Origin of the sequence: Microbacterium sp. NPDC055988 (assembly GCF_042269505.1) — a bacterium.
Classification (GTDB): Bacteria; Actinomycetota; Actinomycetes; order Actinomycetales; family Microbacteriaceae; genus Microbacterium.
In genome coordinates this window covers 3,325,468-3,345,924 of sequence record NZ_JBHJXY010000001.1, presented here as the reverse complement: position 1 = coordinate 3,345,924, position 20,457 = coordinate 3,325,468, and the positions used below count along the sequence as shown (strand labels likewise).

Here is a 20,457-nt window from a genome sequence, read left to right as displayed (position 1 = left end):
CATGAGCACGCACCTGATCACCGGTGCGGGATCCGGCATCGGGTCTGTTCTCGCCCGACGGTTGCTGGAGCGTGGCGATGCGGTGGTGGCGCTGGCTCGCGATGCGGGTCGCGCCCGGCAGATCGCAGCGGACCTTCCCGGCGCGTCCGTCATCGTCGGTGACCTCGCTCAGCCGGGGCGCCTGTCGTGGGCGCTCTCGAAGCAGCAGCTGCCCGAGCGCATCGACTCGCTGGTGCATGTCGCCGGTGTCGTCGACCTCGGCGACGTCGCTGATCTGACGGCCGCTCTGTGGGAGCAGCAGCTCGCCGTCAACCTCGTCGCTCCGGCCGAGCTCACGAGGCTCCTCCTTCCTGTGCTGCGCGTGTCGCAGGGGCAGATCTTGTTCGTGAACTCCGGCGCGGGCCTGCGTGCCAACGCCGGATGGTCGGCGTATGCCGCGTCCAAGCACGGTCTCAGGGCGCTGGCCGACGCGCTGCGCGCCGAGGAGACCGCGCACGGAGTTCGCGTGACCTCGATCTACCCGGGTCGCACGGCGACACCGATGCAGGAGCGCGTGCACCAGCAGGAGGGGCAGGCGTACGACCCGGCCCGCTTCGCCACACCGGAGGCGGTCGTCACGACCATCCTCACGGCGCTCGACCTTCCGCGTGACGCGGAGATCACCGATCTGACGGTGCGTCCAGGACGCTGAGCCGTCCCGGCATCCTCCGCGGGGGATGTCAAGGGGCTTCTTTCAGGAGAGCGGGTGGCGCAGACTCTTCTCGAGAGAGTCCTGGAGGGCCCCGCATGTCTGAACTCCCCGACCCGCGCTTCATGTTGAATCGCATCACCGCGTCGGAATGGGTGATCAACGACCTTCGGTACTCGCCGAACGATCCGCGTCATGTGGTCGCCTGCGTCTACGAGCTCGCCGAGACCGAGGTGGAGGTCACCTGGCTTCGCGATCTGCCGCTCGCCACCCGCTACGGGACCGCGTTCGAAGTGCTCGAGGACGTCGAGCGGATGCGCGATTCGAGCCGGGCCACGCGTCCGATCACGATTCCCCATCGGCCGCCGCTGATGGCCACCTGACCTCCCGCTGTCCTACACCGAAGCGCACCTCCTCGATGATCGAGGAGGTGCGCTTCGGGGTTCGCGGGTGCGTGAGGCGCTCAGGCGCCGGCGTCTTCGTCCTCATCAGCTCCCGCGGCGACACGATCGGCCTCCGCGCTGTCGACGAGCGCGTCATCGGCATCCGGATCGAGGACTTGTTCGCCGTCGACATCCCTGGTGGGTACACCGGCCGCGTCGTCGTCGTGGGGGACCGGAGGCACCGGAGGAATGATGGGGTTCGACATGATCGCATCCTTTCGTCGGGGTGCGTTCACCGTAGAACCCCGCAGGGCGCGGACTGAATCGGGTTGACGCTCGAGGCGGAGCGCGCTAGCAGCGTGTGCCGCGCCCGGTCCAAAGAAAAGAACCCTGCTCCGCGTCGCCGCGGAGCAGGGTTCTGATGCTTCGATTGTGTGGACCTGAGGGGACTCGAACCCCTGACCCCCTGCATGCCATGCAGGTGCGCTACCAGCTGCGCCACAGGCCCAGATGCCGCTCCGTAGAAGCCGGAGCAACTTGAAAAGAGTACTACACGAATCCGCGCGAGCACCAATCGGCGGCGGCCGCCCGGGAGTGTCGTCCTGCGGCTGGAACAACCGCGAGGAGCGGAGCGTTCTGTTCATCGTGAGCATCCTCGACAGTCTGGTGATCGGCGCAGGGCAGGCCGGTCTCTCGGCATCGTTCCACCTGTCACGGCTGGGCATCTCGCACGTGGTGCTCGATGCCGATGCGCGTCCGGGCGGAGCCTGGCAGCACCGCTGGGACGCTCTGACGATGCGCGACGTCCACGGCGTCGCCGAATTGCCCGACGACACGCCTCCGCCGCGTGTCGGCGCCCGCGCCAACATCACGGTCCCCGAGTACTTCGCCTCCTACGAGCGCAAGCACGCGCTCCCGGTGCTCCGCCCGGTGCACGTCGAACGGGTCGAGGACCGAGACGGACTCCTGGTCGTGCGAGCGCGAGAGGGGGAGTGGACGACCCGCACGCTGGTGAACGCGACCGGGACGTGGTCGCATCCGTTCCTCCCGCACTTCCCCGGTATGGAGACCTTCGTCGGAGAGCAGCTGCATACGGTCGACTACCCCGGCCCCGAGCACTTCCTCGGCAAGCGGGTTCTGGTGGTCGGCGGGGGAGCGTCGGCCGTGCAGTTCCTCGGCGCCCTCGCCCCGATCACGGACACCCTCTGGGTCACGCGCCGGGAGCCGGTGTGGCGGACCGATGACTTCACACCCGAAGCCGGGGCGGCCGCGGTCGCTCTGGTCGAGCAGCGTGTCGCCGCAGGACTCCCTCCGGCGAGCGTGGTCAGCGTCACCGGACTCATGCTGCGTCCGCAAGAACGCGAGGCCGAGCGGCTCGGCGCCTACGCCGCACGCCGCCCGATGTTCGCGCGCATCGAGCCCGACGGAGTGCGCTGGGCCGACGGCAGCTTCGAGCGCGTGGACGTCATCCTCTGGGCCACCGGGTTCCGTCCGGCCATCAGCCACCTGGCGCCCCTGCACCTGCGCAGCACCGCCGGGGGGATCCAGCTCGACCGGAACGGCCGCGGCACGACCGCGGTCGCCGATCCGCGGGTGCAACTGGTCGGCTACGGGCCTTCGGCGAGCACGATCGGCGCGAATCGTGCCGGGCGCTCCGCGGCCAAGGGAGTGCAGCGCGCGCTGCGCTCCGCGGGGGCGAGCGTCACCACCGGTTGAGGACCTCTTCGGCGAAGCCCTCGATGCCGTCCACGCGCACCTGCATACCCGTGTCGTCGCGCACCCATCCGGTCCAGACGCCGAACAGTTGATCCGTCCGACTGGCGATGATGAGCGCGTTCGTGCGCGATCTCTTGTCGTAGAAGGGGGAGAAGGTGAGGTCGGCCGCCGCGCCGTGCACCCGCCAGGGGCGCATGAAATGCTCGGGGTCGTATTCCCACACGAGTTCCTCGCTGATCTTCGACAGGCGGCCGTCGACGAGCAGGGCGTTCTCGGTGGCTCCGGAACCGTCCGTCCACTTCGCGCCGAGCTGCAACCCGATCGTGCGGCCGTCGACGATGCCGCTGCCCGCTGCCCAGTTCCAGTGCACGCGGTACGGCCAGCGCCCGCGGCCGTGATCGAGGACCGCCCAGCTGCCCACCGGCACGTCGTAGGCTCGGCCGTCGATCGCGACGGTGCCGGTCGTCGGTCGCGCCACATCCTTCACCGTGTACTGGAACCGGCGGATGTCCTCTCCGCGACGCCAGGGCACGACCACGCCGAGCGCCTCATGCTCGGGCGGCCGGGCGGCGAGCATGTCGAACGACAACCGGGGCGCGGTGCCCCGCAGGCGCGTGCCGTCGAACGTCTCGTCGATATCGAGCGTGATCCGGCGGGTGCGGGCCTGTGTCGAGCCGTCCCCGAGCGATGGCGGCAGGTTCGCGGAGCGTGCTCCGGGGGAGATCACCGTCGAGCCGATGTCCTCCCCGGTCGCGCGGTCGAGCACCCAGACCTCGTGCAGCGCCAGGTAGTCGACGCAGGAGACCGTGAACGCGATGATGTGCGACGGGGTCATCACGTTCCAGTACTCCCAGCGCTTGTTGCGCCCCCAGCGACCACGTCCGGGGATTCCGGACGTGTCGTGCAGCGGCAGGCGGGACCAGCCGAGCGCATCGCGGTTGAGGGTTCCGTCGGGAGTCGTGAGCGAGACGGGCGCGGTGATCTCGCGCTCGATCAGCGGTGTGGGCATCGTCGTCCTGCTGTCGGGAGGGATGCCGTTCGGGTCGGCATCGTTGCCCTGAGTGTAGAGGACCCCGCCGCGTCGGACGAGGGTCCAGGCACGCAGGTTCATGCACGGGCGGAGAACGATGCCTGGCTACGCTGAGGGACATGCTCCGCATCGTGCTCCTCGTCGTCTGGCTGTTGCTGTCCGCCTGGCTCGTGATCTGGGTCGGCGAAGGGCTGTTCGGGGTGGATCAGCGCCGGTCGATCCTCCCGTTCGCCGGGGAGGACACCCTCGGCGGTCCGATCATCATCGGAGTCGCATGGGGGCTGCTGCTGACCTTCGGCGGGATGCTGTCGGGCATCGCGCGTCGCAGGACTCCTCGCGGTGACGCGCAGATCGGCGTCGGCACGATCGTCGAGGTCACCCGCACCGGCATGACGGTGAACGACGTCCCGCAGTACGACCTCTTCATTCGTGTCTCCCCGAGCGCCGCCGACGACTTCATCGGCCAGCTCCGGATGCTCGTGCAGCCCACCGACCTGGCGACGCTCCAGGTCGGGCTGCCGGTTCCGGTGCGCTACAGCCTGACCGACCAGGACACCGTCGAACTCGCGGATCTGAGCGACCCCGCCGTTCGCGACGCGATGCTGCAGTGGCGCATCGACCGGGGATTGATCGACCCCGGGCAGGTGCGGGCGCGCACCAGCGGCACTCAGGTGCCGGCGTCGGTGCTCGAGGTGCGGCCGACGGGCCGTCGCCGCGAGGGGCAGAGCGAACTCGCGTTGCGGGTTCTGATGGCGCCGGAAGGGGCGGCGACCTGGGAGGCCGACACGACCGTGTTCGTCTACCCCCAGGCGATCCCGCATCTGCAGGTGGGCGCTCCTGTGTGGGCGTTCTATCGCCGAGAGGATCCGCGGACCGTCGCGGTGACCATCGAGAAGGAGACGGCTCGATGAACCCGATGGACACCCTCATCTGGCTGGTGAACTTCCCGGCCTCGCACGGCTATGCCATGGTCTTCATCGCAGGATTCTCGACTCTCGGGCTGTTCGCGCTGTCGGTTCGGGGTGCGGTGCCGGGCGAGGCGCTGCGGAGCATCCGGGAGCGGGAGGGACTGCTGCACCCCACGGAACGACCGCGAGGTCGGTTCTGGGGCGGCGTCGTCCGCATCGGGGCTCGCGTGCTGGCGCTCCTCATGGTCGGATCGCTCGTGGTCGGGATCCTCAGCCTCACCGGAGTGCCCGTGACCCGGGCGTACATCTACGACAACGGTCGCCCCACCACCGGGACGCTGGAGGGGGACTGGGTGACCTTCACGACCGCCGAGGGCGTCGAATACACGCTGGAGAGCAACTTCTTCACGCCCGCCGTGTACCCGGATCGCGATGCGTTCCTGACGAGCGGCGAGCCCGTCGTCGTCCGCTACCTGCCGAGCCATCCGCAGGCGTTCGTGATCGACAGCGATCAGACCCCGCGCTGACGTCGGGGCAGGCGCGTAGGGTGAGGGTATGTCGCGCATCATCGTCTTCGGCGGCCACGGCCGCATCGCCCTTCTGCTCGCGCCACTGCTCGTCGCCCGCGGCGATGAGGTCACCGGCGTCATCCGCAACCCGGAGCACGCCTCCGATGTCGAAGCGACGGGGGCTACGGCTCTCGTCGCCGATGTCGAGAGTCTCGGAGCGGAGGAGCTCGCCGAGATCATCCGCGGACACGATGCGGTCGTGTGGTCGGCCGGCGCCGGCGGCGGATCCCCGGAGCGCACGTACGCGGTCGATCGGGATGCCGCGCAGCGGTCGATGGACGCGGCCGAGCTCGCAGGCGTCCGCCGCTACGTGATGGTGTCGTGGCTCGGCTCCACGGCCGATCACGGCGTGCCAGAGAACGACTCCTTCTTCCCCTACGCCGACGCGAAGTGGGCCGCTGACGAGCATCTGCGCGGCAGTGCGCTGGACGGCACGATCCTCGCCCCCGGCACGCTCACGTTCGACGAGCCGACCTCTCGGATCCAGATCGACCCCGCGGGGAGCGGAGCCGTCTCGCGGGCCGATGTCGCCGCGGTCATCGCGGCAGCGCTCCACGGACCGTGCACGATCGGACGGACGATCCGCTTCGGCAACGGCGACGCCGGCTCGGCGGTGCCGATCGCCGAGGCCCTCGGCTGCTGACGCGTCCACAGCGCACAGGACCCGTCATGTCTCGATACCGTCGCTGGGCCGCAGGAGCACTGGCGGTCGTCGCGACGGCAGCGATGTGCGCCTCGCCGGCAGCCGTCGCGTCGCCCATCCCGTCGACGGTTGGCTCCCACACCCCGGCCGCCGTCTCCTCGGCCGGGGACACCACCGGGCCGGCTGCGCATGCGACCGCTCTGGTGCAGGAAATGTCCGTGGCAGAGCAGGCTTTTACGGTGGTCATGGGCCACGTGTCGGGCACGGACCCGGCCGCGCTCCGGACCTACATGCAGTCCGGTCTCGGCGGGTTCATCCTGATGGGCGCGAACATCCCCGCGACGGAGTCCGAGCTGCAGGCTCTCACCGCCGCGATGACCATCGATCCCGCGTTGCCCCCGTTGATCGCGGTCGACCAGGAGGGCGGCATCGTCTCGCGGCTGCACGGCGACGACTACGCGGCCTCCACCGCGCTCAAGGGGCAGCCGGTCGATGACACCTCCGCAGCGTTCACGGCTCGAGGGTCCCTCGTGGCCCGGGCGGGGATCACGGTGAACTTCGGCACGGTGGCCGACTTCACGGCCGACTCGGGAACCTTCATCTACGGTCGCGCGCTCGGCACCGACCCCGCGAGCGCCGCGGATCGGGTGACGGCTGCCACTGTCGCACAGGAACAGTTCCTCGCGTCGACGCTCAAGCATTTTCCCGGACACGGCGCCGCCCCCGGCGACTCGCACTCCGCGATCCCGAGCACGAGCATGGGACTCGACGAATGGCGCAGCACCGAGGCGGTTCCGTTCGCGGCGGGCATCGATGCCGGAGCGTCTCTCCTCATGTACGGGCATCTCGCCTACACCGCCGTCGACACCCTGCCCGCCTCCCTCTCTCCGAAGTGGCACCAGATCGCCAGGGAGGAGCTCGGCTTCGAAGGGGTGGCGGTGACCGACGACCTTGGCATGCTGCTGTCGTCGGGGAATCCCGTCTACGCGGATCCGGTCGCCAACGGCGTCGCCGCGATCGCCGCCGGCAACGACCTGGTGCTGATGATCGCGGGTTCCGACGCGCAGACGGCGGGGAAGATGGCGGCCAGAATCGCGGCCGCGGTCGACGCCGGCACGCTGCCGAAGGAGCGGCTCGAAGAGGCGGCGACGCGGGTGCTCACGCTGCGCACGCAACTGGCAGCGGCATCGGCGCGGTGGACGCTCTGCGCCGACTGCGAACCGGTGCAGTGACGCTCAGGCCGCTGCTCGTGCGCTGTCGCCGAGCCACGCGGCCAGCAGGGTAGTGCGCAGAACTGCACCGCGTTCGGCGAATCCGCGCTGCCGACGCACGTACTCCGCCTTGCCCTCGGGCGTCTCGATGCGCACCGGGGTGACATCCCAGGCGGAGAGATCGTAGGGCGCGGCCTCCATGTCGAGCAGCCGGATGTCGCGCGCCAGCTCGAACGAGTCGAGGAGGAGTTCGCCCGGGATGAGCGGTCCGAGCTTCGTCGCCCACTTGTAGAGATCCATCCCCGCATGCAGACACCCTGGTTGCTCGAACAGCGGCTGATCGTCGCGACTCAGGGGCGTGCGGTTGCGGGGAACGGCCTCCGGGGTGAAGAACCGGAATGCGTCGAAGTGGGTGCAGCGCAGGTCATGGCTCTCGACGACCGCATCCGTGCCCGCCTGTCCCAGACGCAGCGGCACCGCGTGGCGATGCTCGTCCGCCTGGTACACCATGGCCCACTCGTGCAGTCCGAAACAGCCGAACTGTCCGGGGCGCGAAGCCGTGCGGCGCAGCATCCGTTCGACGAGGGCGGCGAGGTCCGCCTTCTCCTGCGCGAACCGGCGGGGATCTGGCACGGCGCCCCCCTCGGTTTCACCCGGCGAGTACCAGCGCCACGAGAGGCGTTCCGGCGCATCCTGCAGCTCGACCCCTGCTCCCGGGTGCCACCGCCGAAGCTGCGCGGGCTTGTAGGAGTAGTAGGTGTGGAGGAAGTCCCACACGGGGTGCTTCTCGGATCGGGCAGCGCGCTCGCGATGCCCGGCCGTCAGGGTGTCCGCGCGCTCCTGATGCGCCTGCTCACGGGTGAGCCATTCATCGCGGGGGATCGTCTTCTCGACGAGCGTGTCCATGTCTGCTGTGGTTTCGTCAGTGCAGGATGCCGGCTTCACCGAGGAGGTCGCGGAGTCCGGCGCCGTCTTCGGCGCTCACCCACGGTGCCACATCTTCGGAGTGCGGTTCACGGCCGGCACGTCCGCCGGCGAGCACCGCCTCGGCAGGCAGCAGCCGCCGGATGGCGACGCCGGCGACCGAATCGGGATGCTCGTCCATGAACTGCGAGTAGATCGCTTCATCGTGCTGACCGTCGTCGCCGATCAGCAGCCACTTCACATCGGGGAACTCCGTCGCCAGCCGACGCAGATTGGTGAGTTTGTGCTCACGCCCGCTGCGGAACCAGCGCTCATGCGTCGGGCCCCAGTCGGTCAGCAGCATCGAGCCCGCCGGGAAGAGATGGCGACCGAGGAACCGCCAGAGGGTCGGGGCGACGTTCCACGCGCCGGTGGACAGGTACACCATCGGCGCTCCGGGGTGCTGCCGCAGCAGCTGGTCGAGGAGCACGGCCATCCCGGGGACGGGGAGACGGGCGTGCTCGTCGAGCACGAACGAGTTCCAGAACGCGATGAACGGACGCGGCAGTGCTGTGACCATGACGGTGTCGTCCACATCGGACACGACACCGAACGTGGTTCCCTCCGCGACGATGAAGGCGCCCGCCTCGACCGGTTCCTGTCCCTCGACCGAGATCATGAACGTCTGCCAGCCGGGCTCCAGGTCGACCGGGATCTTCGCATCGACCACACCTCCGCGGTCGGCGACCAGCTGATGTGTGGTGTCTCCGAAATGCACGCTCACGGACGCGTACCCGACGGGGATCCCGACGAAGCTGCGCCAGCCGCGCACGCTCGCCGGCTCGCCGTCGCGGGTGCGGCGCTGCGGGGGCACGATCAGCACTCGGCCGACCACGCGCACCCAGCCGGGACCGCCGTAACCGGGGAACGGGAGGATCGTGGCGACACGGCCGCGGCGGCGCGCACGACCTTCACGCCAGACATGGAAGCGATGCTCGAGTCGGGCGAACCAGTGGATCCGGGGGGCTGGGGGAGCCGATGCCATTGACTCAGTCTTTCACGTCGGAGTCGGTTGCCGACTCCGGTGCCTCCTGATGGCGGGCTTCGAGCCGCTGCAGCAGCTTCTTGCCGAGGTACGCGAGGAGCAGGAAGAGCGCGATGACGCCGACGAAGATGTAGCCCGCGAAGTGCACGCGATCCACGAGCTCACGGAAGCTGCCGGCCGCGAGGGAGGTCACACTCACATACGCGGTCGCCCAGAGGATGCACGCTGGGGCGGTCCATGCCAGGAACTTGCGATACGGGTACTCGCTCATACCGACGGTGAGGGGGACGAGGGAGTGCAGCACCGGGAGGAATCGCGACAGGAAGATCGCGATGCCGCCGCGGCGCTCGAGATAGTTCTCTGCCCTGACCCAGTTGTGTTCGCCGATCTTGCGGCCGAGCCAGGACACGCGGATGTGCGGGCCGAGCCAACGGCCGAGCCAGAATCCGATGCTCTCGCCGATCAGCGCGCCGATCACGACGGCGACGCCCATCGCGATGCCCTCCCAGACGGTGGCGACGCCCATCGAGGCGATGATGACGATGGTGTCCCCGGGGACGATCAGCCCGATGAGGATGCTGGTCTCCAGCATGACGGCGAGCCCTGCGACCAGAGTGCGCGTGATCGGATCGATCGACTGCACGGTGTCGAGGAGCCAGAGCAGGAGGTCGTCCACGTCATGAGAATACGGGAGCGGCCCGGTCCTAGGCTGGAAAGGTGCCCGAACAACTGACCGCTCGACTTCTTCCGTCCTGGGTGAAGCCGTCGTCCGTGTTCCGGATGCTCGAGGCACAGGTCGCGGATCTCTTCTGGCTCGACGCGGGAGCGGATGCCACGGAGGGCTGGAGCTTCGTCGGCACGGGGGAGCGCTCGTCCCTGCCCCGGGAGGTGGCTCTGGGAGGCGCTCCTGTCGATCCGACCGTTCCGCCGTTCTCCGGAGGCTGGGTGGGATGGCTCGACTACGAGTCCGGAGCCGCGGCTGCCGGTGCGCCGGCGAGCGGGCGCGTCGACGAGACCGGCGGCACCTGGCTGCGGGCCACGCACGTGGTCGCCTTCGATCACGCCGCGCGGCGCGTCTGGGCGCTCAGCGCCCACGGCGACCTTCCGGCCTGGGCGGCTCGAGTCTCCGCTGTCGAGGACGCGCCGGACGAGATGGTCCCGCCGACGCTACCCGACGGCGACTCCCGTGTCGCCGAGGGGCGACACGACCCGCAGGAGTACGCCGCGCTCATCGAGCGCTGCCGTGATCTGATCCGCGCCGGCATCGCGTACCAGCTGTGCCTGACGACGCGGTTCACCGTGGTCGGCCCGCATGATGCCGTCGACGTCTACCGTCGCCTGCGCGCTGCGACGCCCGCGCATCACGGCGGATTCCTCCGGATCGGCGACCGCACGCTGCTCAGCGCCAGCCCGGAGCAGTTCCTCCACGTCGACGGCGGCGTGATCCGCACCCGCCCCATCAAGGGCACCCGTCCCCGCAGTGCCGACCCGGCGGAGGATGCCGCTCTGGCCGCAGAGCTCGCACTCGATCGGAAGGAGCGCGCGGAGAACGTGATGATCGTCGATCTGATGCGCAACGACCTCTCCCGCGTGTGCGAACCGGGAAGCATCCGCGTGGACGGGCTGTGGGTGGTCGAGAGCTATCCCGCCGTGCATCAGCTCGTGAGCACGGTGAGCGGTGTCGCTGCCGCCGGGACGACCGTCGGTTCGCTGCTCGACGCCGCCTTCCCCGCCGGCAGCATGACGGGTGCGCCCAAGCTCTCGGCGATGACGAGACTGCAGGGGCTGGAAGGCGGGCCGCGCGGCGTCTATGCCGGCTGCTTCGGCTACATCGGGGCGGATGGTGGGCTCGATCTGGCGATGGTCATCCGCAGCATCCTGATCGATGGGGAGCGGGCGGTCGTCGGCGCCGGGGGAGGGATCACCTGGGGTTCGGTGCCGGCGGCCGAAGTCGCCGAGGTGGCGACGAAGGCGCGAGCGCCCCTCGCCGCGCTCGGTGCGGAAATGCCTGCGCTCTGGCGTTCCGATATCCTGAACTGATCCCGCTTTTTCCTTCAGATTGGTCGTGCGTTCGTTGTCTGAGAACCTGTCCACCGCTCCCGCCGACGACGAGGCCCCGTCGGCGCACGCCATCCAGACGAAGTGGCAGAAGTACTGGGCGGAGAACGGTACGTTCCTCACCGGCGGCGACGAGGACACCCGGCCGCGGCGATACGTCCTCGCGATGTTCCCCTACCCCTCGGGCGACCTGCACATGGGGCACGCGGAGAATTACCTCTACTCCGACATCGTGGCCCGTTTCTGGCGCCACCGCGGGCACAACGTGCTGAACCCGATCGGCTGGGACTCCTTCGGTCTGCCCGCCGAGAACGCGGCGATCCGCCGTGGGGCCGACCCCCGCGAGTGGACTTACCAGAACATCGCGCAGCAGAAGGAGGGGTTCCAGGCGTACGGAGTCTCGTTCGACTGGACCCGCGTGCTGCACACGTCCGACCCCGAGTACTACCGCTGGAACCAGTGGCTGTTCCTGAAGATGCACGAGCGCGGTCTGGCGTACCGCAAGAAGAGCCCGGTCAACTGGTGCCCCAACGACCAGACGGTGCTCGCCAACGAGCAGGTCGTCGACGGTCGCTGCGAGCGCTGTGGTGCCGAGGTCATCAAGAAGAAGCTCACACAGTGGTACTTCCGCATCACGGACTACGCCGATCGACTGCTCGACGACCTGAACCAGCTCGAGGGCTTCTGGCCGCACAAGGTGCTGCAGATGCAGCGCAACTGGATCGGCCGCTCGATCGGCGCGGACGTCGACTTCGTGATCGAGGGTCGCCCGGAGCCGGTGACGGTCTTCTCGACGCGCCCTGACACGCTGCACGGCGCCACGTTCTTCGTCGTCGCCCCGGACTCCGACCTCGCGTCCGAGCTCGCTGCCGACGCACCCGACGAGGTGCGCGGACGCTTCCAGACGTACCTGGAGCAGGTGCAGAAGGAGACCGATATCGACCGGCAGTCCACGGACCGCCCGAAGACCGGTGTCTTCCTCGAGCGCTACGCGATCAACCCGGTCAACGGCGAGAAACTACCGGTGTGGGCGGCCGACTACGTGCTGGCCGACTACGGGCACGGTGCGGTCATGGCCGTCCCGGCGCACGATCAGCGCGACCTGGACTTCGCCCGCGCGTTCGACCTGCCGGTCAAGGTCGTCGTCGACACGACGGCTCCCGTCACCGGCGCGATGCCCGTGATCGAGGTCGACGACGAGGGTGTGCCCATCGACACCGGCGCCGCGCTGGAGGAGCAGAACCCGGCATCGACCGGCATCGCGCTGACCGGCGATGGCCGCATGATCAACTCCGGTGCGTTGAACGGTCTCTCCAAGCGCAACGCGATCGCCCGCGCGATCGAGCAGCTGGAGTCGACCGGCACCGGTCGTGCCGCGAAGAACTACCGGCTGCGCGACTGGCTGATCTCGCGCCAGCGGTTCTGGGGCACGCCGATCCCGATGCTCCACGCCGAGGACGGCAGCATCATCCCGGTCCCCGAGGACAAGCTCCCCGTGAAGCTGCCGAGCGTCGAAGGACTCGACCTCAAGCCCAAGGGCACGTCACCGCTGGGCGGTGCCGAGAGCTGGGTGCGCACGACCGATCCGGCGACGGGTGACCCGGTGCTGCGCGATCCCGACACCATGGACACCTTCGTGGACAGTTCGTGGTACTTCCTGCGGTTCCTGTCGCCGAACAGCGACACCGTGGCGTTCGATCCCGCTCAGGCGGCTCGCTGGGCTCCGGTCGACTCCTACATCGGCGGCGTCGAGCACGCGATCCTGCACCTGCTGTACGCGCGCTTCATCACCAAAGTGCTGTTCGACATGGGCCTGATCGACTTCACGGAGCCGTTCTCGAACCTGATCAACCAGGGCATGGTCATCCTCAACGGCACCAAGATGTCGAAGAGCAAGGGCAACCTGGTGCTGTTCCAGGACGAGCTCGATGCCCACGGTGCCGACGCGCTCCGTGTCGGACTGGCGTTCGCCGGCCCGGTCGAGGATGACAAGGACTGGGCCGATGTCTCCACGACGGGCGCCCAGAAGTTCCTGGCGCGAGCGATGCGCGTCGCCGGCGAGGTCTCCAGCCCGGTGGACGTGGTCTTCGACGGCGGCGATGCGGCACTGCGTCGCGCGACGCACAAGCTGCTTGCGGAGGCTCCCGCTCTGGTCGAGCAGACGAAGTTCAACGTGCTCGTCGCTCGCCTGATGGAACTCGTGAACGTCACCCGTAAGACGATCGACGGCAACGCCGGTGCTGCGGACCCCGCGGTGCGCGAGGCCGCCGAGACGATCGCCGTGATGCTCGACCTGATCGCCCCGCACACCGCGGAGGAGATGTGGGAGATGCTCGGTCACGAGCCCTCCGTCGGCCTCGTTACCTGGAGATCCGCCGATCCCGCGCTGCTGGTCGAGGACACGGTCACCGCTGTCGTGCAGGTGGGCGGCAAGGTCCGTGCACAGCTCGAGGTCTCGGCGCGCATCGGTGAGTCCGAGCTCGAAGCACTGGCTCGTGCCGACGAGCGAGTGATCCGTTCGATCGGCGACCGCGAGATCGTGAAGGTCGTCGTGCGCGCGCCCAAGATCGTCAGCATCGTCGTGAAGGGCTGATCTCCTCTCGCCGGGGATGATTTTCGGCCCCTGGTTCTCGCTTCGGTGAGGGCCAGGGGCCGTCGCCGTCATGCCTGTCGTGCTGCGGAAATGCGCGGGCCGGCCGCTCTGCACCACCTGCACGGGGGCAGCGGTTGTCCACGACTCGGGTCTTCGGTGCCCGGGGAGTCCGTTTCCCGCGCCTAGCTTGGCCGGATGGCATCTCCGCAGGCACCACCCCCGCCACGGCGTCGACTGCGCCTGAGCATCGGAGCCGGGGTCGTTCTCGCGCTCGTCGTGCTGTCTGCCGCCGTCGGCCTCGGTCTTCTGCGCGGCCAGGCATCCCCGACCGCATCCGTGCCGTTGCCGGATGAGACGTCGACCGCCGGTGGTTCCGGGGAGCTGTACGTGCACGTTCTGGGGGCGGTCGCGCACCCCGGCATCTACGTGCTGGACCTGGACGCACGTCTGGTCGACGCATTGGCGGCGGCGGGTGGCGCGAACGACGATGCCGACTTGGCGGCGGTCAATCTCGCGAGGCTGCTGGAAGACGGCGAGCAGATCGTCGTCCCGGCCGCGGGGGCGGTGGCCGCTGCGCCGGGAGCGGGACCGCCGGGAGACGACCGCGTCGACCTCAACACCGCCGATCAGGCCGCTCTGGAGACGTTGCCGCGCATCGGTCCGGCACTGGCCGAACGCATCATCGCTTGGCGCGATGAGAACGGGCGCTTCGGCTCCGTCGACGACCTGCTCGCCGTGCCCGGTATCGGTGAGAAGCTGCTCGCCGGCCTGCGCGATGGGGTACGGGTGTGACGACGCGCGACCAGACGTCGTGCCGGGCGTTCATAGTTTCCCCGCGCTCGAACGCCCGACGGATGTGCAGATGAAGGTCGCAACGACCGGAACGATAGTGATACCCAGCATGAACATCGCCGCAGAGGTGCTGGCGAACTCGAGCGCCTCCGTGCGCACGTCGCCGAGGCTGGCGACCGCCACGGCGGCGAGTACTCCCCCTGCGGCAGGGATGTAGACCGTGATCGTGGACTCGACCAGAGTCATCACCAGCGACCCTCGGTGTGAGAGTCCGAGTTGTTGGTAGACGGCGAAGTCATGGCGCCGGCTCCAGACGGACGATCCGACAGCGAACACGATGATGCCGACGGCGCAGAGAATGACCCAGAGCTGTGGGCTGGAAGAGAGGAGCTCTTGGCTCGTCGCGCCAGCTGGTCTCCCCGGCACCAGCGGGATCGTGCGGGCACCCTCTGAGGCGGGGAACCATGCTGCGGCTACCGACGTGATCCCTGCTTCGGCCCCTGGAGTCGCCTCGACGTAACATTCGGTGGCCACGCTTTGGGTCGATGACGGGATCATCACCTTCGCATGGAGGCTGGAGATGCGTCCTGCCGAGATGGCGGTGCCCCCGGCTGTGAGTTGGCGCTCGGCGCCGTCGATCATCGCCGGGGTGGGGACGCCGCTTGCAAGAGCGTTCTCGGTCGAAGGCACGACGACGGTTCCTGGGGCGAGGTCTGGGAGTTCTGGCCACTGCAGAGCCGGCAACCCGGGAGTGACCAGCACAGCGGAGATCGGTCGTCCGCCGGTGGATCTCAACTCCACCGGTCGCAGGACGGCACCGGCGGTGGTGACTCCTGCAACCGAACGGAGCAGGTCGCAGCGCTCCGTGGAGATTTGTCCTCCACTGCTGCCGACCACGATGATCGATCGCCCCTCGGCGATGTCCTGCTCAAGCATCGCGTGCGCCTGCGAGACAGTCGCCCACGGGAGGATGAATGCCGCGAATGCCAGCGCTGCCGAGAGCACCGCGATCAGCGCTGTCTGAAGAGGGCGGGCGAAGGCGTTGCTGATCGCTTCGGAGACGCAGTCGGCGATCTTCATCGGGTCGTTCTCTGCCCGATGTCGAACACCGTGTCGGCGAAGGCCGCCACGTCCTTGTCGTGCGTCGCCATGATGACAAGGGCACCGTCGTCGGCTGCACTGCGGAGGGCAGTGGCCACCCGCACTTTCGCCTCCGCGTCGAGAGAGGATGTGGGCTCATCGGCGAGAATCAGTCGCGCCTGGGATGCGAGAGCGCGAGCGACAGTGACTCTCTGCCGCTCGCCACCGGAGAGCTTCTTGGCGCGGACGTTCGCTAGATGTTCGATGCCCAGGCGAGCCATCTCCTGCTCAGCCCGAGCCAGCGACTCGGACTGTGGAACGCGCCGAAAGAGGGGACCGAGCGCCACGTTCTCCAGCGCCGTTCGGCTGACAAGCAAGGGGCTGTTCTGCACGATCCATCCAGCGGACGACGGTGCTCGGTTCTCATCGGTTTCGGCGATGCAGTCCCCGGCTGAGGCCTGGATGGAACCGGAGATGACGCCCAGAAGAGTCGTCTTGCCGGAACCGGAGGGGCCGGTGACGCTGACGAAAGAGGGAGGCTCCCATGCAAAGTCCAAGCCCTGGAATAGCCATCGAGAGCCGAATCTCATACCGAGATCTCGTGCGACTATGCGCATGTCGCGCCGGTAGCTGAGGGGTTGACGAGCACGCTCTCGCCGGACTTCACCTTCGCTGCTATGAGCGAGGTGCCGTCGACGGACTCGATCGTCTCAGCGGCAACGACACGGCGCTTCTCCCCGTCGCGGACGATGACACAGGTTCCGTCTGTGCCGGTGAGAACTGCGGCGGCGGGCACGACGATCGCCGCAGGCTGAGGGGTGACGACGCGTGCAGATGAGGTGAGAGCTCCTTGTGTGACCCCAGCGGCTATCTGGGGGAGCGCTGCGGGATCGATTGCGGTCCGAGCCTCGTCGACTGCGAGTTCCTTCTGGCCGAACAGTACGACGGCATCTTCGGGAACAGCGACAGTGGAAGAGGCAATCGCGTCTGGGCTGATCGGGTTGTCCTCAGTGACCTCAGCGATGGCCTCGGGCGTGACGATGTGCGCCGACACGAGTTGGTCCATGGCTGTGGCAACGGGTTCGCCGCTGGCGGGAGCCGGTCGACCCGCCTTCACATGCACTTCGCTGACGGTGAGTTCGGTTGCCGGGATGAAGACCAGCCACCCTGGATCGAAGGACGCCAATCCCTGCGTGGTGTCGACGCCGATGGACTTCGCGAACGCGGAGACCTGCAGCCATGCGTCCCAGCCGAGTCGGTCGCTGTCCGGGACGTCGATGCCCCGGGTGCTGAGGAACTCGAGCAGCGCTTTAACGTCCTCCCCGGCGGATCCGGGAACGAGGGCGCGGTAGAGAGGTACATTCATGAAGGCCGCGATGCGCTTCACGCGATCGACATCGACGACCGCGTCTCCGCTCTTGAGCACGCCGCCAGGTTGAACGTTGACGCGAACGACCGTCCCCGACCATGCAGGCGCGGGGATCTCGGCACCGTCGCTCCACTCGAGTGCGAGGCCGACTGCCTGGGCGCGCGTTTCTTCGGCGCTGAGCGCCGGCGCCCAGACTTCTTGAGTCGCGACGACGGTCTTCGTGGAGAGGTATTGATAGAGCAGGCCCACGCCGATGACTGGCGCCAGAATCCAGCAGACCGCGACGACCCAGAAGGCTACGTCACGGCGTCGGCGCGGGGATTGCTCAGCGGTCATGTTCAATACGCCACTCCGACATACGGCAGCTCGGGGAAGAGGCGCAGCGCCTCGTCACTGATGCATGTCGCGGCTGCTTCGCGCTGTGCGCCCTCGTCGGCGGTCGGATCACCGCTGAAGGCGCGGATGTCTCGTGCATCGTCCGGGATCTCGTAGTCCAGTTCGGCCATGCATTCTTGTGCGGCGATGCGAAGCGACTCGTCCATCCGCTGTGCGCCCGTGTTCAGATAGGCCGCCTCGATGACATTCAGGTTAGGGTTCTTGCACGAGAGGTCGTCCTCCCCGAAGGCATCCGGCTCACGCGTGCCCATGTCGATGTCGTAGATGTGCGTCATCGAGTTCGTCGGGTTCACCATGGGTGCGGGAACTTCGTATCCGAGTCCGCGCATGCACGAGGCATAGCGCTCCGACGCGGCTGCGTAGTCGGCAGCGTCGACTTCACCATCCTCCAGCAAGCCTGCCAGCCACTCGTTGCCGTCCTCACGGAACTTATCTGCGGTGCTCTTGATCTGCTCCGCTGACAAGGGCCCGCCACCCTGACCCGGCGTCTGTACGGAGCATGCGGTCAGCAACAGCATGCTCGCGGCACCCGCGATGACGAGGGTCCTGAGCAGCGGGCCCCGAGAGTATCGGCTCAACTCGCGACCTTGCCGCCCCAGCGGTGCCATCCACCGACGTAGCCGTTCGATGCGATCGCTGACGCCTGAGCGAAGTGCACGCCAGTGCTACCGTTCCACAGGGTACTGCCGCCGGACTGGCGCAGGCCGGCGTGAACGGGGACGATCACGAGGCAGATGTTGCCAGACTCGGCCGTGTTGGCGTAGGCCGTCGAACCGCTGGTCCAACTCTTACCCTTGGCGTTGCCGGTGCATCCCGCAGGCGGCCCAACCGTGACGCTACCCCATGCCATGGCGGGTGCGGCGATACCGCCGACGAGTCCCATGGCTACGATCGCTGCAGCTGCAGCGATAGCGAGGGGGCGTTTGCTGTGGCGGCGCGGCGCCGCTGAACGCGTACGACTCATGGAGTTCTCATTTCTCTCAGAGGTCGGAGTTGACCTGCTTCGAGGGTGGATCACGCGCGCGAAGCACGATATGTATCCATGGATACATATCGTGCGATTCCAGAGATTTTTCTGCACCGATGCAACACTTCGGGGATGATCGGACATGAGCGGTAGTGAACGGATCATCGGAGGAAACTCATGGACGACACTCAGCTCAACCGGCTGCTCACTCCGCGTGATAAGTGGGCGGAGTCGCCGGAGATTCTTGATGCGATGCTCGAACGCGTCGCCAGCAACGCCGTAGAGCAGCACGCGCGGCCCCCACGTCGCCGGCGGGGCCTCCGAATCGCAGCGACGCTGGGTGCGCTTCTGGGCGTCGGAGTTCTCGGGACGGCGGCTACCGTCTACATCGCCCCGAACTTCACTCCGGATGCTGTCATTCCGATCACCTACGTTACGGATGAGGGCAAGACGGTCGAGTGCACGTTCTCACTCGCGGTCCGGTCGTGGGATGGCACGAACGTCACCGAGGCGAAGGAATGGATCGCGTCGCACGACTGGACCGGCATCGGCCAACGCGGCTACGACCTCGGCGAGAAGAACCCGACGTCCGTCGGCGACCCTGCCGTGGACCCCGAGCTCACTCAGGAGGACCTGGACCAGCTGACAGTGTCCTCGGGTATCGGCACCGCGGTCGTGGAGGAGATCCCGTTCGAATTGATCAACGGACCCGGTATCGGCACCTCCGGCACTTCGACCTGCACATGGGTGCGGCACTGATGCCCGGCCGTTCCGAGGAGCCCCTCGAGGCGCTGGTGTCGATGTGGAGCGACGACAGGCTCGACCTTCCTGCCTTGATCGATGAAAGCAAGCGGGCACTGTTCGGCTACTTCGTTCGACGTGTCGTCTCCACGGACGATGCCGCGGACCTCACCGGTGAGGTGCTGCTGACCATGTGGCGCAAGGTCGACGCCATGCCGTCCGACCGCATCGAGGCACGGATGTGGACGTTCGGGATCGCCCGGAACGTGCTCGCCAACCACAGACGCGCGCTCTCACGCAGGCGGAAGCTCAGCGACAGGCTCAAGGGAGAAGCGCTCATCATCGGCGACTCCCGCCCGGTGCGCGACGATGTGTGGGAGGCACTCGAGGCACTCCCGGTGGGCGATCGCGAGGTCATCCAGCTCGTCCACTGGGACGGGTTCTCCCTCGCGGAGGCGGCGAAGATCCTCGGCAAGAAGCCGGCGACCGTCCGCAGCAGGTATGCGCGGGCGCGGGCGAAGCTTCGGGCTGATCTCACCCTCCAGAGCGACGCCTGAGAACGTTCTGCCAGTCGTCGAAACGACGCCTTGCCGAGTACCAGACCCCAGGTGAGCGTGTGTCTGGCATCGGAGTGGTTGACCGATGCCGTGGAGCACGCTCTCCTCGCAGATGGCCACCGGGTGCAGCGTATGGCTGATCCGGAGGCGGACTTGTTGCGCCCGCAAGACCTGCTGGTCAGCGATCCGACAATGCTTCCACCGCGAGAAGCCCGTCGCACAAGGCGTGTGCGCACGATCCTGTTGCACGAGTCCGGGGTGCCATCGACGCATCAGTATCCTGCCTATGTCTGCCACATCTCGGCAGGAGGCGGCATCCGCGCACTGCTCACGGAAGTGCGAATCAGCATGACGCGCGGGGCATCACAGGCTCTGCTCACACCGCGGCAGTGGCAGGTCCTCACCCACGTAGCCCACGGTTCGACGAACCAGGACATCGCTGAAGCGCTCGTCATCTCCGTGGGAACTGTCAAACGGCATCTCCACGACGCCTACGCGACGTTGCAGGTCAGCACTCGGCTCGAAGCCGTTCGCGCCTGCGGCCTGTTGACCCCGCCGCCTCATCACTCTCGCGTGACGCGTCCACGGGTATCTGTGGGGCGGGAGATGCGAACGACGGAAGAGATGCGAGGGGTCGTCCACCGATAACCGAACAGGGCGCAACTCGCCCGTCGGCGTCGGCGTCGTCGTCCGCGATAGCCATGTCTGCCATTCCGGTTCCTTCTCGCGACGTCAGCGGCCGTAGCGAGGTTCTGTCTCTGCACGAGTGGTGATTCGCTGTGGTTGTCCGCAGCTCGCGGGCTCGCGG

The 20,457-nt window shown here is 67.9% G+C and carries 23 protein-coding genes and 1 tRNA gene; 13 read left to right on the top strand and 11 right to left on the bottom strand.

The annotated features are described in order from the left end of the window. Position 1: 1 nt before the first annotated feature. The gene (locus tag ACFC14_RS16075; protein ID WP_376106562.1) at positions 2 to 691 is read left to right on the top strand and encodes an SDR family oxidoreductase; all 690 of its coding nucleotides are present in this window, start codon (positions 2 to 4) and stop codon (positions 689 to 691) included. Between the two features lie 95 nt (positions 692 to 786). Further along, positions 787 to 1,071, top strand: coding sequence for a hypothetical protein (locus tag ACFC14_RS16070; protein ID WP_376106559.1), 285 nt, complete (start codon positions 787 to 789; stop codon positions 1,069 to 1,071). Between the two features lie 80 nt (positions 1,072 to 1,151). On the opposite strand, the gene ACFC14_RS16065 is transcribed toward ACFC14_RS16070, so the two are convergent. Continuing rightward, complete coding sequence (locus ACFC14_RS16065; protein WP_376106556.1) at positions 1,152 to 1,337, bottom strand: hypothetical protein; 186 nt, start codon at positions 1,335 to 1,337, stop codon at positions 1,152 to 1,154. A 169-nt stretch (positions 1,338 to 1,506) separates the two neighbouring features. Further along, positions 1,507 to 1,579, bottom strand: a tRNA-Ala gene (locus ACFC14_RS16060). Positions 1,580 to 1,716: 137 nt separating this feature from the next. On the opposite strand from ACFC14_RS16060, the gene ACFC14_RS16055 reads away from it, so the two are divergent. Further along, positions 1,717 to 2,787, top strand: a complete 1,071-nt coding sequence (locus tag ACFC14_RS16055; RefSeq protein ID WP_376106553.1) for an NAD(P)-binding domain-containing protein — start codon at positions 1,717 to 1,719, stop codon at positions 2,785 to 2,787. Here the strand turns inward: ACFC14_RS16055 and ACFC14_RS16050 are convergent. Further along, entirely contained in the window at positions 2,774 to 3,898 is a 1,125-nt protein-coding gene (locus ACFC14_RS16050) for a DUF2804 domain-containing protein (RefSeq protein WP_376106550.1), read from the bottom strand. The two genes, ACFC14_RS16055 and ACFC14_RS16050, sit on opposite strands and share 14 nt — an antisense overlap. Positions 3,899 to 3,936: 38 nt before the next feature. On the opposite strand from ACFC14_RS16050, the gene ACFC14_RS16045 reads away from it, so the two are divergent. The 4 genes from ACFC14_RS16045 to ACFC14_RS16030 are packed head-to-tail and all read left to right on the top strand — an operon-like array spanning position 3,937 to position 7,169. Further along, positions 3,937 to 4,728 carry a hypothetical protein gene (locus ACFC14_RS16045; RefSeq protein WP_376106548.1) on the top strand — a complete coding sequence of 264 codons (792 nt, stop codon included), beginning with the start codon at positions 3,937 to 3,939 and terminating at the stop codon, positions 4,726 to 4,728. Then, a complete protein-coding gene (locus ACFC14_RS16040) occupies positions 4,725 to 5,252 on the top strand; it encodes a hypothetical protein (RefSeq protein ID WP_376106545.1) in 528 nt (175 codons plus the stop codon). The genes ACFC14_RS16045 and ACFC14_RS16040 overlap by 4 nt, the downstream gene beginning before the upstream one ends. Before the next feature lie 28 nt (positions 5,253 to 5,280). Continuing rightward, on the top strand, positions 5,281 to 5,937 hold the full coding sequence (locus ACFC14_RS16035; RefSeq protein ID WP_376106542.1) for an NAD(P)H-binding protein: 657 nt from the start codon (positions 5,281 to 5,283) through the stop codon (positions 5,935 to 5,937). A 26-nt stretch (positions 5,938 to 5,963) separates the two neighbouring features. Continuing rightward, the gene (locus ACFC14_RS16030) at positions 5,964 to 7,169 is read left to right on the top strand and encodes a glycoside hydrolase family 3 N-terminal domain-containing protein (RefSeq protein ID WP_376106539.1); all 1,206 of its coding nucleotides are present in this window, start codon (positions 5,964 to 5,966) and stop codon (positions 7,167 to 7,169) included. Positions 7,170 to 7,172: 3 nt separating this feature from the next. Here the strand turns inward: ACFC14_RS16030 and ACFC14_RS16025 are convergent, their stop codons facing one another. From ACFC14_RS16025 to ACFC14_RS16015, 3 genes are read right to left on the bottom strand one after another with little or no spacing between them, the layout of a single operon-like run. Continuing rightward, complete coding sequence (locus tag ACFC14_RS16025; RefSeq protein WP_376106536.1) at positions 7,173 to 8,054, bottom strand: 3-methyladenine DNA glycosylase; 882 nt, start codon at positions 8,052 to 8,054, stop codon at positions 7,173 to 7,175. A gap of 16 nt (positions 8,055 to 8,070) precedes the next feature. After that, positions 8,071 to 9,096: an App1 family protein gene (locus tag ACFC14_RS16020; protein WP_376106533.1), complete on the bottom strand. Its 1,026-nt coding sequence runs from the start codon at positions 9,094 to 9,096 to the stop codon at positions 8,071 to 8,073. Between the two features lie 4 nt (positions 9,097 to 9,100). After that, on the bottom strand, positions 9,101 to 9,772 hold the full coding sequence (locus ACFC14_RS16015; protein WP_376106530.1) for a DedA family protein: 672 nt from the start codon (positions 9,770 to 9,772) through the stop codon (positions 9,101 to 9,103). A 41-nt stretch (positions 9,773 to 9,813) separates the two neighbouring features. On the opposite strand from ACFC14_RS16015, the gene ACFC14_RS16010 reads away from it, so the two are divergent. The 3 genes from ACFC14_RS16010 (at position 9,814) to ACFC14_RS16000 (ending at position 14,539) form a co-directional block, all read left to right on the top strand. Next, the gene (locus ACFC14_RS16010) at positions 9,814 to 11,136 is read left to right on the top strand and encodes an anthranilate synthase component I family protein (protein WP_376106527.1); all 1,323 of its coding nucleotides are present in this window, start codon (positions 9,814 to 9,816) and stop codon (positions 11,134 to 11,136) included. A 34-nt stretch (positions 11,137 to 11,170) separates the two neighbouring features. Then, positions 11,171 to 13,747: a leucine--tRNA ligase gene (gene leuS, locus ACFC14_RS16005; RefSeq protein ID WP_376106524.1), complete on the top strand. Its 2,577-nt coding sequence runs from the start codon at positions 11,171 to 11,173 to the stop codon at positions 13,745 to 13,747. A gap of 195 nt (positions 13,748 to 13,942) precedes the next feature. Further along, positions 13,943 to 14,539 carry a ComEA family DNA-binding protein gene (locus tag ACFC14_RS16000; protein WP_376106521.1) on the top strand — a complete coding sequence of 199 codons (597 nt, stop codon included), beginning with the start codon at positions 13,943 to 13,945 and terminating at the stop codon, positions 14,537 to 14,539. 30 nt (positions 14,540 to 14,569) lie between these two features. Here ACFC14_RS16000 and ACFC14_RS15995 read toward each other — a convergent pair whose 3' ends face one another. From ACFC14_RS15995 to ACFC14_RS15975, 5 genes are read right to left on the bottom strand one after another with little or no spacing between them, the layout of a single operon-like run. Continuing rightward, positions 14,570 to 15,619 (bottom strand): hypothetical protein, encoded by a 1,050-nt coding sequence (locus tag ACFC14_RS15995; RefSeq protein ID WP_376106518.1) that lies wholly within the window; start codon positions 15,617 to 15,619, stop codon positions 14,570 to 14,572. Next, entirely contained in the window at positions 15,616 to 16,236 is a 621-nt protein-coding gene (locus tag ACFC14_RS15990; RefSeq protein ID WP_376106516.1) for an ATP-binding cassette domain-containing protein, read from the bottom strand. The genes ACFC14_RS15995 and ACFC14_RS15990 overlap by 4 nt, the downstream gene beginning before the upstream one ends. Further along, positions 16,227 to 17,324 carry a hypothetical protein gene (locus ACFC14_RS15985; RefSeq protein WP_376106513.1) on the bottom strand — a complete coding sequence of 366 codons (1,098 nt, stop codon included), beginning with the start codon at positions 17,322 to 17,324 and terminating at the stop codon, positions 16,227 to 16,229. Before ACFC14_RS15985 ends, ACFC14_RS15990 begins: the two co-directional genes overlap by 10 nt. A 2-nt stretch (positions 17,325 to 17,326) precedes the next feature. After that, complete coding sequence (locus ACFC14_RS15980; protein ID WP_376106510.1) at positions 17,327 to 17,962, bottom strand: hypothetical protein; 636 nt, start codon at positions 17,960 to 17,962, stop codon at positions 17,327 to 17,329. Further along, positions 17,959 to 18,267, bottom strand: a complete 309-nt coding sequence (locus tag ACFC14_RS15975; protein WP_376106507.1) for a hypothetical protein — start codon at positions 18,265 to 18,267, stop codon at positions 17,959 to 17,961. The genes ACFC14_RS15980 and ACFC14_RS15975 overlap by 4 nt, the downstream gene beginning before the upstream one ends. 261 nt (positions 18,268 to 18,528) lie before the next feature. Here ACFC14_RS15975 and ACFC14_RS15970 point away from each other — a divergent pair, with 261 nt between their 5' ends. The 3 genes from ACFC14_RS15970 (at position 18,529) to ACFC14_RS15960 (ending at position 20,297) form a co-directional block, all read left to right on the top strand. Beyond that, positions 18,529 to 19,110, top strand: a complete 582-nt coding sequence (locus ACFC14_RS15970) for a hypothetical protein (RefSeq protein ID WP_376106504.1) — start codon at positions 18,529 to 18,531, stop codon at positions 19,108 to 19,110. Then, positions 19,110 to 19,649 carry an RNA polymerase sigma factor gene (locus ACFC14_RS15965; protein WP_376106501.1) on the top strand — a complete coding sequence of 180 codons (540 nt, stop codon included), beginning with the start codon at positions 19,110 to 19,112 and terminating at the stop codon, positions 19,647 to 19,649. The genes ACFC14_RS15970 and ACFC14_RS15965 overlap by 1 nt, the downstream gene beginning before the upstream one ends. A 132-nt stretch (positions 19,650 to 19,781) precedes the next feature. After that, complete coding sequence (locus ACFC14_RS15960; RefSeq protein ID WP_376107234.1) at positions 19,782 to 20,297, top strand: response regulator transcription factor; 516 nt, start codon at positions 19,782 to 19,784, stop codon at positions 20,295 to 20,297. Positions 20,298 to 20,457 lie beyond the last annotated feature (160 nt).